The 11,717-nt window shown below is 58.7% G+C and carries 14 protein-coding genes and 1 tRNA gene; 10 read left to right on the top strand and 5 right to left on the bottom strand.

What is annotated here, in order from left to right:
* Positions 1-212: 212 nt before the first annotated feature.
* The 4 genes from rpoE to GIV26_RS18140 all read left to right on the top strand — a co-directional run bounded on the left by rpoE (position 213) and on the right by GIV26_RS18140 (position 4,061).
* Positions 213-794, top strand: a complete 582-nt coding sequence (rpoE, locus tag GIV26_RS18155; protein ID WP_003172477.1) for an RNA polymerase sigma factor RpoE — start codon at positions 213-215, stop codon at positions 792-794.
* Positions 795-826: 32 nt separating this feature from the next.
* The gene (locus GIV26_RS18150; protein WP_034126575.1) at positions 827-1,414 is read left to right on the top strand and encodes a sigma-E factor negative regulatory protein; all 588 of its coding nucleotides are present in this window, start codon (positions 827-829) and stop codon (positions 1,412-1,414) included.
* Between the two features lie 16 nt (positions 1,415-1,430).
* Positions 1,431-2,390 carry a MucB/RseB C-terminal domain-containing protein gene (locus GIV26_RS18145; RefSeq protein WP_236281736.1) on the top strand — a complete coding sequence of 320 codons (960 nt, stop codon included), beginning with the start codon at positions 1,431-1,433 and terminating at the stop codon, positions 2,388-2,390.
* A 234-nt stretch (positions 2,391-2,624) separates the two neighbouring features.
* Positions 2,625-4,061, top strand: a complete 1,437-nt coding sequence (locus GIV26_RS18140; protein WP_014717365.1) for a DegQ family serine endoprotease — start codon at positions 2,625-2,627, stop codon at positions 4,059-4,061.
* 68 nt (positions 4,062-4,129) lie between these two features.
* Here GIV26_RS18140 and GIV26_RS18135 read toward each other — a convergent pair whose 3' ends face one another.
* Positions 4,130-5,563: a M48 family metalloprotease gene (locus tag GIV26_RS18135; protein ID WP_003189458.1), complete on the bottom strand. Its 1,434-nt coding sequence runs from the start codon at positions 5,561-5,563 to the stop codon at positions 4,130-4,132.
* 95 nt (positions 5,564-5,658) lie between these two features.
* On the opposite strand from GIV26_RS18135, the gene GIV26_RS18130 reads away from it, so the two are divergent.
* Positions 5,659-5,898, top strand: coding sequence for a sulfurtransferase TusA family protein (locus GIV26_RS18130; RefSeq protein WP_014717366.1), 240 nt, complete (start codon positions 5,659-5,661; stop codon positions 5,896-5,898).
* A gap of 19 nt (positions 5,899-5,917) precedes the next feature.
* Here the strand turns inward: GIV26_RS18130 and GIV26_RS18125 are convergent, their stop codons facing one another.
* Both GIV26_RS18125 and GIV26_RS18120 read right to left on the bottom strand, forming a co-directional pair.
* Positions 5,918-6,391 (bottom strand): peroxiredoxin, encoded by a 474-nt coding sequence (locus GIV26_RS18125; RefSeq protein WP_236281734.1) that lies wholly within the window; start codon positions 6,389-6,391, stop codon positions 5,918-5,920.
* Between the two features lie 14 nt (positions 6,392-6,405).
* A complete protein-coding gene (locus GIV26_RS18120; protein ID WP_003189463.1) occupies positions 6,406-6,966 on the bottom strand; it encodes a glycine cleavage system protein R in 561 nt (186 codons plus the stop codon).
* A 262-nt stretch (positions 6,967-7,228) separates the two neighbouring features.
* Here GIV26_RS18120 and dapA point away from each other — a divergent pair, with 262 nt between their 5' ends.
* The 5 genes from dapA to GIV26_RS18095 all read left to right on the top strand — a co-directional run bounded on the left by dapA (position 7,229) and on the right by GIV26_RS18095 (position 10,917).
* Positions 7,229-8,107, top strand: coding sequence for a 4-hydroxy-tetrahydrodipicolinate synthase (gene dapA, locus GIV26_RS18115; RefSeq protein ID WP_236281732.1), 879 nt, complete (start codon positions 7,229-7,231; stop codon positions 8,105-8,107).
* 17 nt (positions 8,108-8,124) lie between these two features.
* Positions 8,125-9,240, top strand: coding sequence for an outer membrane protein assembly factor BamC (bamC, locus tag GIV26_RS18110; protein ID WP_032892980.1), 1,116 nt, complete (start codon positions 8,125-8,127; stop codon positions 9,238-9,240).
* A gap of 4 nt (positions 9,241-9,244) precedes the next feature.
* The gene (locus tag GIV26_RS18105; protein ID WP_060764420.1) at positions 9,245-10,003 is read left to right on the top strand and encodes an MBL fold metallo-hydrolase; all 759 of its coding nucleotides are present in this window, start codon (positions 9,245-9,247) and stop codon (positions 10,001-10,003) included.
* Positions 10,004-10,030: 27 nt separating this feature from the next.
* Positions 10,031-10,744: a phosphoribosylaminoimidazolesuccinocarboxamide synthase gene (purC, locus tag GIV26_RS18100; protein WP_005786030.1), complete on the top strand. Its 714-nt coding sequence runs from the start codon at positions 10,031-10,033 to the stop codon at positions 10,742-10,744.
* An 83-nt stretch (positions 10,745-10,827) separates the two neighbouring features.
* Positions 10,828-10,917: transfer RNA gene (locus GIV26_RS18095), tRNA-Ser, on the top strand.
* 95 nt (positions 10,918-11,012) lie between these two features.
* On the opposite strand, the gene GIV26_RS18090 is transcribed toward GIV26_RS18095, so the two are convergent.
* Both GIV26_RS18090 and GIV26_RS18085 read right to left on the bottom strand, forming a co-directional pair.
* Positions 11,013-11,306: a type II toxin-antitoxin system RelE family toxin gene (locus GIV26_RS18090; RefSeq protein ID WP_032892910.1), complete on the bottom strand. Its 294-nt coding sequence runs from the start codon at positions 11,304-11,306 to the stop codon at positions 11,013-11,015.
* Positions 11,296-11,535, bottom strand: coding sequence for a type II toxin-antitoxin system RelB/DinJ family antitoxin (locus GIV26_RS18085; protein WP_020301039.1), 240 nt, complete (start codon positions 11,533-11,535; stop codon positions 11,296-11,298). The genes GIV26_RS18090 and GIV26_RS18085 overlap by 11 nt, the downstream gene beginning before the upstream one ends.
* Positions 11,536-11,717 lie beyond the last annotated feature (182 nt).

Below are 11,717 nucleotides of genomic sequence, written 5' to 3'. Positions count from 1 at the left end.
GCCCGTCGGGAGCATTGGACGCGTCACGAAACCGGCGACAAGATTATTCGCGCAGCCGGCACCGACCGTGCTGCGTTTTTCGTGTGTGCCAAATCAGTGCATGCCGGAAACTTGCTTGAAGGGGGAGAACTTTTGCGAAAAGCCCGAGTCTATGTTTGCAAGCCTGATCGTTTAGTTATGCAAGCCTCCTTCAAGTACAACGAGGAGTGTTCATGCTAACCCAGGAAGAGGATCAGCAGCTGGTCGAGCGCGTACAGCGCGGTGATAAGCGAGCATTTGATCTGCTAGTGCTGAAATACCAGCACAAAATTCTCGGGTTGATCGTGCGGTTTGTGCACGACACCCATGAAGCGCAGGACGTTGCGCAGGAAGCCTTTATCAAGGCTTACCGTGCACTTGGAAATTTCCGCGGTGATAGTGCGTTTTACACGTGGCTATACCGCATCGCCATCAACACGGCGAAAAACTATCTGGTGTCACGCGGTCGCCGCCCACCAGACAGTGATGTCAGTTCAGAAGATGCTGAATTCTATGATGGTGATCACGGCCTCAAAGATCTCGAGTCGCCGGAGCGTGCATTGCTGCGCGACGAGATCGAAGGCACCGTCCATCGCACTATTCAGCAACTGCCAGAAGATTTGCGTACGGCGTTAACTTTACGTGAATTCGATGGTCTGAGTTACGAAGACATTGCGAGCGTCATGCAATGTCCGGTGGGGACTGTGAGGTCGCGGATTTTCCGGGCCCGGGAAGCCATCGACAAAGCCTTGCAACCGTTGTTGCAGGAAAACTAAAGACAGCGGCGACAGCCAAGAGAGGAACCGCCATGAGTCGTGATGCCCTGCAGGAATCGCTGTCCGCAGTGATGGATAACGAAGCGGATGAACTGGAACTTCGTCGAGTGCTCAACGCATTTGATGACGCCGAAACCCGTGATACCTGGTCTCGTTACCAAGTCGCTCGGGCGGTGATGCACAAGGATCTCCTAATCCCTCGTCTGGATATTGCTGCGGCCGTTTCTGCTGCACTGGCTGATGAAGCCGTTCCGGCAAAAGCCTCGCGTGGTCCGTGGCGCAGCCTGGGTCGTCTGGCAGTGGCCGCTTCGGTGACCGTTGCTGTGTTGGCAGGTGTTCGCCTGTACAACCAGGACGAGATCGCAGGCAACGAGCTGGCCCAACAGACTCAGCAACCGGTCATGGCCGGTCCGCAAGTCAAAGGTCCGGCCGTGCTGGCTGGCTACAAGGAAAGCACTGATACCACCGGCCCTATGGCTAATGGTGTACTTCAGGGGCAATCCGGCTGGCAGGATCAGCGCCTTCCAGGCTACCTGCGTCAACATGCGCAGGAATCGGCTGCCAAAGGCACTGACAGCGCTCTGCCATACGCTCGTGCAGCAAGCCAGGAAAACCGCTGATTCGCTAAGGAGCCCTATGCGCGCCATACCGCTCCTTACGCTTTTGCTCAGTAGTTGGTTTGCACTATCCGCCCATGCCGATGAAGCCCAAGACTGGCTGACTCGACTTGGGCGTGCAGAGCAGCAGCAAAGCTTTGAAGGTACGTTTGTCTACGAACGTAACGGCAGTTTTTCTACCCATGACATCTGGCACCGTGTCCAGAATGGTCATGTCCGTGAACGCTTGTTGCAACTTGACGGCTCCGCCCAGGAAGCGGTCAGGGTTGATGGTCGGGCACAATGTGTCAGTGGCACGTTGGCGGTTGGTCTCGGTCAGTCACCTGAGGCACCCTCGCGTATTCTTGATCCAAAAAAACTCACTTCATTCTATGACCTGGCCGTTATTGGCAAATCGCGCGTGGCCGGTCGTCATGCGGTGATTGTGTCGATCAGCCCGCGTGATCCCTACCGTTATGGGTTTGAATTACACCTGGACCGTGAAACTGCGCTGCCGCTTAAATCCTTGCTGCTGAATGACCAAGGGCAGTTGTTGGAGCGTTTTCAGTTCACCCGTCTGGATGCTTCGGCCATTCCTTCTGACCAGGACTTGCAGCCCAGCGGCGACTGTTCGCCGGTAACGATGTCCGCCGCTAAAGCACCTGAGCTGTCTGCCACGCAAAAGTGGCATCTGGACTGGCTACCGCCTGGTTTCCAACAGATCAGCAGCGCTACGCGCAAAGATGCCCAAACGAAATCTACCGTCGACAGCCTGATGTATGACGATGGGCTCGCGCGTTTTTCGGTGTTTCTTGAGTCAGCCAACGGCGCCGATGTGAATGAAACCCGCGCTCAGCTTGGGCCGACCGTGGCAGTATCCCGGCGTTTGAATACGGTAGATGGCGAAATGATGGTCACGGTGGTGGGCGAAATTCCCATTGGCACTGCTGAGCGCATCGCGTTGTCGGTGCGTGGTGAAAAGGCCGCCGCCAAGCCCTGAGATTGTTAATCTTATGTTCATCCTGGTCTATCAATCTGGGCCCGAATTTCGTTGGGTGCTGGGCGTATGAAATCTCTGGATCAGCATTTTCACTTGCAAAAACTTCCCATGTTTTTTATAGGTCAGGGTTTGATGGCTCTGGCCTTGTTTGTTCGCGGAACAAAAATGCCGCTCGCAGTATCCGGCGTTTATTGAACCCTGTCGCTTAACCCTGCTCGTCGTAACGGGAGCTGTATGTCGATACCACGTTTGAAGTCTTACTTATCCATAGTCGCCACAGTGCTGGTGCTGGGCCAGGCCTTACCTGCGCAAGCGGTCGAGCTGCCTGACTTCACCCAACTGGTGGAGCAGGCCTCGCCTGCCGTGGTGAACATCAGTACCACGCAGAAGCTGCCGGATCGCAAAGTCTCGAACCAGCAGATGCCCGACCTGGAAGGCTTGCCGCCCATGTTGCGCGAGTTCTTCGAACGCGGGATGCCGCAACCTCGCTCTCCTCGTGGCGGCGGTGGTCAGCGCGAAGCCCAGTCCCTGGGCTCCGGCTTCATCATTTCGCCTGACGGCTACATCCTCACCAACAACCACGTGATTGCCGATGCCGACGAGATTCTCGTGCGCCTGGCCGACCGCAGTGAACTCAAGGCCAAGTTGATTGGTACCGATCCACGTTCCGACGTGGCTTTGCTCAAAATCGATGGCAAGGACTTGCCGGTGCTTAAACTGGGCAAGTCCCAGGACCTGAAGGCCGGTCAGTGGGTGGTCGCGATCGGTTCACCGTTCGGCTTTGACCATACCGTTACCCAAGGCATTGTCAGCGCCATTGGTCGCAGCCTGCCAAACGAAAACTACGTGCCGTTCATCCAGACCGACGTGCCGATCAACCCGGGCAACTCCGGTGGCCCGCTGTTCAACCTGGCCGGCGAAGTGGTGGGGATCAACTCGCAGATCTACACCCGCTCCGGTGGCTTCATGGGCGTGTCCTTCGCGATCCCGATCGATGTGGCCATGGACGTCTCCAATCAGCTCAAAAGCGGCGGCAAGGTCAGCCGCGGCTGGTTGGGCGTGGTAATCCAGGAAGTGAACAAGGACCTGGCTGAGTCCTTCGGTCTCGACAAGCCGGCCGGTGCCCTGGTTGCGCAGATTCAGGACAATGGCCCTGCGGCCAAAGGCGGCCTGAAAGTCGGTGACGTCATCCTGAGCATGAACGGCCAGCCGATCATCATGTCGGCGGACTTGCCTCACTTGGTCGGCGCGCTCAAGGCCGGCGGCAAAGCCAAGCTGGAAGTGATTCGTGATGGCAAGCGCCAGAACGTCGAACTGACCGTTGGGGCAATTCCGGAAGAAGGCGCGACCCTGGACGCCCTGGGCAACGCCAAGCCAGGCGCCGAGCGCAGCAGTAACCGCTTGGGTATCGCCGTCGTTGAACTGACCGCCGAGCAGAAGAAAACCTTCGACCTGCAAAGCGGTGTCGTGATCAAGGAAGTGCAGGACGGCCCAGCCGCCTTGATCGGCCTGCAACCGGGTGACGTGATCACCCACTTGAACAACCAGGCAATCGATACCACCAAGGAATTCGCCGACATCGCCAAGGCGTTGCCGAAGAATCGCTCGGTGTCGATGCGCGTCCTGCGTCAAGGCCGTGCCAGCTTCATCACCTTCAAACTGGCCGAGTAATCCGCTAGACCTATAAAAAAGCCCCGCTGCCGGTTAACGGCAGCGGGGCTTTTTTGTGGGCGGCGGGTTCAGCTCATCATGCCTTTCACCAAGCGCTCCTGTTCGATCAGCTCACGCTGACGGGCGTCGATGCGTGAGGACAACGGGAAGTTATTGCCGGCGCGCCGCTTGGCAAAGTCCAACTGCTGGATGGCTTGCTGGAAATCCCCCACCAATGCGAAATATTCGGCGCGAGCCTGATGCAGGCCAATGATGTTGCCGGACAAGCCGCGAGTCTCGGCGACCTGATACCACACGTCCGGATCGTCCGGTCGCGACTTGAGCAGCCCATCCAGTGCCTTTTCTGCATCGGCGGTACGGTTCTGTTTAAGCAGCAGGTCTACCCGCACCTGGTTCAGCGGATAGTTGCTGGGGTACTGGGTGAGCATGCGGTCGGTACGTTGCTGCGCATCCGGCATGCGGTTGCTGGTGATGTCCAGTTCGATTTGGGCCAGGTTGTAGGTAATGTCGTTGGGCGCCTTGGCCAGCAGCGGCGCCAGGCTTTCCCGCGCTTCCTTGAGTTGAGTACCCTTGATCTGAGCGATGGCCAGGCCATAACGCGCAACGTCATTTTTAGGGTTCTCATCCAGCTGGGCCTGGAAGCGCTTGGCGGCCAGACCTGGTGTGTCTTCGTACTTGAGCTGCACCCGTGCGCGAATCAGTTGATAGCGCAGGCTGTCTTCCTTGCCGCCAGGTTTGGCTTGTTCGGCGCGGTTGCGGGTGTCGGCGATACGCGATTCGGTTACCGGGTGAGTCAGCAGGAACTCCGGTGGCTTGGCGTCGAAGCGGTATTGGCGCATCAGCCGTTCGAACATCGTGGGCATGGAGCGCGGGTCGTAGCCGGCTTTCTCCAGGTTGAGGATGCCGATGCGGTCGGCCTCTTGCTCGTTCTGGCGAGAGAAGCGGCGCTGTTCCTGGATCGCGGCGGCTTGTGAGCCGGCAATCGCGGCGATACCGGCATCGCCGGCACCCGCAGCGGCGGCGATAATGCCGCCAAGCAGGGCCGCCATCATCGGCAGTTGCATGCGTGATTGCGCTTCTACGCCTCGGGCGAAGTGACGCTGGGACAAGTGCGCCAGTTCGTGGGCCAGTACCGACGCGTATTCACCTTCGGTCTGTGCATTGAGAAACAGGCCGCCGTTGACCCCGACGATCCCACCGGGAGCCGCAAAGGCGTTGAGCTGTGGGCTGTTGATCAGGATGAATTCCAGGCGCCGGTCATTGACCTGGCTGGTCTCCACCAACTTGTACACGCTGGTTTCAACGTAATCCTTGAGTTGCGGATCATTGAGTTGCGAAACCTGGCCGCGCAGGTAGGCCAGCCAGGCGCGGCCCAATTGGTATTCCTGTTGCGGCGAGACTATGGCAGAGCTGGCGTCACCAAGTGACGGCAGGTCGTCAGCAAAGGCCGGGGAGGCCAGCAGGCAGGCCAGCGTCAGCAGGGTAGGGCGCAAAAAAGTCATGCACAAAGCCTTTCGACAAAGAGCTTACTGTAGCCGGACACTGAGCTTGGGACCAGATATTCTAAGCGGCCCGAATGTTTGCCTGGAGTAGCACCATGACCGACGCTGTAGCCTGTGACGCCGAACTCGACGCCAGCGGTCTTAACTGCCCTTTGCCGTTGCTCAAGGCCAAGCTGGAGCTCAATAAAATGGCCAGCGGTGCCGTGCTCAAGGTGACTGCCACCGACGCCGGCTCCCAGCGTGATTTTCGCACCTTTGCCAAGCTGGCCGGCCACACCCTGGAGCATGAAGACGCCGCCGAGGGTGTGTACCGTTATTGGTTGCGCAAGGCCTGAGGGCCTTTTCGACGCAGGATCAGGCCTTATTCAGCGCCTGCGCTGCCGCCAACACGGCATCAACATGCCCCGGCACTTTCACTCCGCGCCATTGCTGACGCAGCACGCCTTGGCTGTCGATCAGGAATGTGCTGCGCTCCACACCCAGGTATTCCTTGCCATACAGCTTCTTCAACTTGATCACATCAAACAGCTGGCAGACCGCTTCGTCCTTATCGCTGATCAGCTCGAAAGGAAATGCCTGTTTGCCCTTGAAGTTCTCGTGGGACTTCACGCTGTCACGCGACACGCCGAACACTTCGGTATTGGCGGCCTTGAATGCGGCGTACTGGTCACGAAAGCCTTGGCCTTCGGTAGTGCAGCCTGGGGTGCTGTCCTTCGGGTAAAAGTAGATCACCACTTGCTTGCCCTTGAGGGCCGCGAGGCTGAAGGTCTGGCCGCTGGTGGCCTGGGCCTCGAAATCGGCCACGGATGTGTCGATGGCTACCGGCATAGAGAGGTACTTCCTTACATGGGGTTCTGTGGGCGCCATGGTTCGATCAAGGCGTCGAGGTTCAGGGCATCGGCGAAATCGAGGAACTGGTCGCGCAGCCAACTGATCTGTACGCCGGCCGGCAAGGTCACGGTAAAGGTGGCATTGAGCATGGTGCCGCCGGTTTGTGGCGCCTGGTAGGTGTCACAGGTCAGGTTTTCCAGCTCGACGTTATGGTCGATAAAGAACTGGCACAGCTCGTTGACGATGTCCGAACGGTAGGCCGAGCTGACGTAGGCCACGTAAGGCAAAGCCTGTGGGCGATTTTCCAGGGCGGCGCTGCGTACCACGTTGACGGTAAAGTCGTGCTTTTTGGCCAGGCCCGGCAGGCCGGTTTCAAGGCGTGCCAAGGCATCCCAGGAGCCAGAAATCTGCAGGACCAGCGCACTGCACTCGCCGTGGCGGGTCAGGCGGGAGGTCACGACGGCGCAGCGGTTCTCATGGCTGGCGCGGCACAGGACGTTGGTCAGCTCCATGGGGTTGGCGCCGAGGGCACTGATAACAAGGAATTGTTCGCGAACTGTGGGGGTGGACATGCAGCCTTCCTAAAGCGATGAGCGGTCGATACCGTGTGGGCTGTATCGATCAAAGGATCAAGGGTAGCGAAAAGCGTCGCCAAGGGCTAGGAGGTGGCGTTTTCATTGCGTGATCAGCCGGCTTCGGGCGGTGCTTTGGCCCGATGATGTCATTGCCCGACGTTTAGTTGCGCCAGAACGCATCCTCACGCGGTACTTCGCTTGTACAAGCATCTTGGCGCCAGTACCATTACGGCTCTCTTTTTCCGGCAGGAGCGGTTGCATGATTGCGGGCAGTATGGTGGCACTGGTCACACCCATGGATGCACAAGGTCGTCTCGACTGGGACAGCCTGGGCAAACTGGTGGACTTCCACCTGCAAGAGGGCACCAACGCCATTGTGGCGGTCGGCACCACAGGTGAATCGGCCACCCTCGATGTGGAAGAGCACATCCAGGTGATCGAGTTCGTGGTCAAGCGCGTTGCGGGCCGCATTGCCGTGATCGCCGGTACGGGCGCCAACTCGACGCGTGAAGCGATCGAGCTGACCAGGAACGCCAAGAAGGCTGGCGCCGACGCTTGCCTGCTGGTAACCCCGTACTACAACAAGCCGACCCAGGAAGGCTTGTACCAGCACTTCAAAGCCATCGCCGAAGCCGTGCAGATCCCGCAGATCCTCTACAACGTACCGGGTCGCACCGCGTGCGACATGAAGGCCGAGACCGTGATCCGCCTGTCCACCGTGCCGAACATCATCGGCATCAAGGAAGCCACTGGCGACCTGCAACGCGCCAAGGACATCCTGGCCGGCGTGAGCAGCGACTTCCTGGTGTATTCCGGTGACGACGCCACCGCTGTCGAGCTGATCCTGCTGGGTGGCAAGGGCAATATCTCCGTGACCGCCAACGTGGCCCCGCGCGCCATGAGCGATATGTGTGCCGCCGCCATCGCGGGCGATGCAGCCACCGCTCGCGCCATCCACGAAAAGCTGATGCCGCTCAACAAGACACTGTTTATCGAATCCAATCCTATTCCCGTGAAGTGGGCGCTGTTTGAGATGGGCCTGATGCCGGACGGTATCCGTCTGCCGCTCACCCCCCTCAGCGAAGCCTATCACGAACCGCTGCGACAGGCCCTGCGCCAGTCCGGCGTCCTGGTTTAATTGAGGAAGCACTACGCATGAAGCGATTGGCCGGACTTTCCGCACTTGCCTTGATTATCTCCAGCACCAGTGGCTGCGGTTGGGTATGGGGCCCGGAAGGCTACTTCCGTGACCGCGGCAGCGATTACCTGGAAGCGCAAGCAACCAAACCGATGCAACTGCCGCCTGATGTCAATGTCGCCAAGCGCCTTGACCCATTGTTGCCGATTCCACGCAACGTCGCCGACGACACGGTCAAGGGTGAGTACGTAGTGCCACGCCCACAGCCGATTATGGCCGTGGCCGATGCCAGCGACTACAGCCTGCAGAAAAGCGGCGACAACCGCTGGATCGTGGCTCAGCGTCCGCCTGCCGAAGTCTGGCCGGTGGCGGTGCAGTTCTTCCAGGACAACGGTTTCCGCCTCGACCAGCAACGCCCGCAGACCGGTGAGTTCACCACCGCATGGCAGCAAGGTCGCGAGCTGTCCGCCAACATGGCCCAGCGCCTGCTGGCGGGCGGTGTAGCCGCCGACAGCGAAGCCCGTGTGCGTGTGCGCATCGAGCCCGGCGTGCAGCGCAATACCAGCGAAGTCTATGTCGTCAGCGCCGAGCGGCCTGCCGGCAGCACGGCTGACGTCGACTTCACGCCGCGCTCGGTTAACACCGGCGTCGACGCCGCGCTGGTCGACGAGATGCTGGCCAGCATGAGCCGTATCTCCGAGAAGGGCGGTTCCGTATCCTTACTCGCCGCCCGTGATTACGACACCCCTAGCCGCGTCAGCCTCACCGAAGACGGCAGCGGCAACGTCGTGCTGAACCTGGGTGAAGACCTCGACCGCGCCTGGGCTAGTGTTGGCCGCGCGTTGGAGCAGGGCCCTTGGCGCGTTGAAGACATCAACCGCAGCCTGGGCCTGTACTACATCAACGTGGCTGAAAAGGCCGAGAAGAAAGACGACGAGCCAGGTTTCTTCGGCAAATTGTTCGGCAGCGCGCCGACCAAGGAAGAGATCGAAACCCGCGCCGAGCGTTACCAGGTTCGTTTGAGCAAGGTGGGCGAAAGCGTGCAAGTCACCGTCGAGAAGAACATCAACACCGTCGCGCCAGCTGAAACAGCGCGCAAAGTGTTGGGCGTGATTCAAGACAACCTGGGCTGATCCGATGCGTTTTGCCGTTCTCGGCAGCGGTAGCCAAGGGAACGGTACGCTGGTCGCCCATGATGACACGTACGTGCTGGTCGATTGTGGTTTCTCCTTGCGGGAAACCGAGCGGCGCCTGTTGCGCCTGGGGGTTCACCCCACGCAACTGAGCGCGATTCTGGTAACCCACGAACATGCCGACCATGTGCATGGCGTGGGTTTGCTGTCTCGGCGCTACAATCTGCCGGTGTACTTGAGTCGTGGCACGTTGCGCGGGATGCGCAAACCCGTTGAGCCGGCAGGTTTTCTGGCCGGTGGCGAGCAACTGCAAATCGGTGCCCTAAGCATCAATGTCGTCGCGGTTGCCCACGATGCCCAGGAGCCCACGCAATACGTATTCAGTGACGGCCAGCGGCGTTTCGGCGTGCTGACCGACCTGGGTTCCTACTGCGCCAGGGTGCTGGACGGTTACCGGGACCTCGATGCCTTGATGATCGAGTCCAACCACTGCAGGGATCTACTGGCACGCGGTCACTACCCTTACTTTCTCAAGCAACGGGTGGGCGGCGAGCTGGGACATTTGAACAACCACCAGGCCGCATACCTGGTGTATGAGTTGGGCTGGCAAGACCTGCAACACCTGGTCCTGGCTCACCTCAGCAGCAAGAACAACCTGCCGACGCTTGCCCGGCAATGTTTTGTCGACACCCTCGGGTGCGACCCGGACTGGCTGCAACTGGCCGATCAAGATTCAGGGCTCGACTGGCGACACATCGCCTAGCCCACCTTACTCAAAGCGGAGCCCATCATGGAAAAACGTGAAGAACTCTACCGCGGCAAAGCCAAGTCGGTGTACAAGACCGACGACGCCAACCGCCTGATCCTGCTGTTTCGCAACGACACCTCGGCGTTCGACGGCAAGCGCATCGAACAGTTGGATCGCAAAGGCATGGTGAACAACAAGTTCAACGCCTTCATCATGCAGAAGCTCGAAGCGGCCGGTATCCCGACCCAATTCGACAAACTGCTGGGCGACAACGAGTGCCTGGTCAAGAAGCTCGACATGATCCCGGTGGAATGCGTCGTGCGTAACTACGCCGCCGGCAGCCTGGTCAAGCGTCTGGGCGTGGAAGAGGGCCTCAAGCTCAACCCTTACACGTTCGAACTGTTCCTGAAGGACGACGCCAAGGGCGACCCGTTCATCAACGAATCCCACGTCGTGGCGTTCGGCTGGGGTACCGCTGAGCAACTGGCGCGCATGAAGGAGTTGTCCCTCAAGGTCAACGACGTGCTGACCAAGCTGTTCGACGACGCCGGCCTGTTGCTGGTGGACTTCAAGCTCGAATTCGGCGTATTCCACGACGGCTCCATCGTCCTGGGCGACGAGTTCAGCCCGGATGGCTGCCGCCTGTGGGACAAGGACACCAAGAAGAAGATGGACAAAGACCGCTTCCGCCAGGGCCTCGGTGACGTGATCGAAGCTTACGAAGAAGTCGCCAATCGTCTCGGCGTACCGCTGTAATCGACGCAAGCGTCTGATAGCACGGAAAAAAATCGCTTCTGCGCTTTGCATCCATCAATCATGCTGTTATGATGCGCGCCGTTGGAGAGATGCCAGAGTGGCCGAATGGGACGGATTCGAAATCCGTTGTACCTTCACCGGTACCTAGGGTTCGAATCCCTATCTCTCCGCCATTACATAGAAAAAGCCCCGTAGCTGAATAAGCTGCGGGGCTTTTTCGTTTCCAGCCGTTATTAACGGCTGCTTCAGGGATTTATTGTAGTCCCGCCTAGCGCTGTTCAAGGCGCTCAGACGCTTTGCGATAAGCTTGATCACGCTCACGTTTATCAACGGCGACCACGAACACCGTAATTTCCTGATCGATCACTTGATACACCAGCCTGTACCCGCTACTACGCAGTTTGATCTTGTAGCAGTCAGGCAGGCTATGGAGGCGATTAGCTTCAATACGTGGGTTGTTCAGAATTTCGACTAGCTTCTTTTTGAGTTGCTGACGGAGGGTGTCTCCGAGTTTTTGCCATTCCTTCAATGCACGCGCATCAAAATCAAGGCTATAGGTCATCCAAAGAAACCCTCACGCGTTGAGGCGATGCAAGACGCTCACGTACGGTCGCCATCAAGGCTTCATCCTCTTCAGTCATCAGCACAGGCTTAAATGGCAACTGGCCGCGCTCGGCAACATATTGCAGCGCCTGGCGTATTAGTTCGGAAGGGGTGACACCGAGCTTCTCCAGCTCCAGGTAGGCGCGAGTTTTCAGGTCGTCATCGATACGGATGTTGATAGATGCCAAGGGATAGCTCCTTGTGTAATGACGTTGGTCATTACATTGGAGCAATCGGGTTTCATTGGCAAGTCTGTCTGGACATACGGCAGTCGCTCTCATCTGTTAATCCTACTTCTTGGCCGTCGGCTTTGCCGGGCGCTTTTTATCGGTTTCCTTCACCGTTTCCCTTGGTCTTCTCTTCGCCTCTT

This window comes from Pseudomonas sp. PA-1-3F, from assembly GCF_021609665.1.
GTDB lineage: Bacteria > Pseudomonadota > Gammaproteobacteria > Pseudomonadales > Pseudomonadaceae > Aquipseudomonas > Aquipseudomonas paracarnis.
Note: the sequence above shows the minus strand (reverse complement) of the source record. Positions and strands in the feature narration are given on the sequence as shown.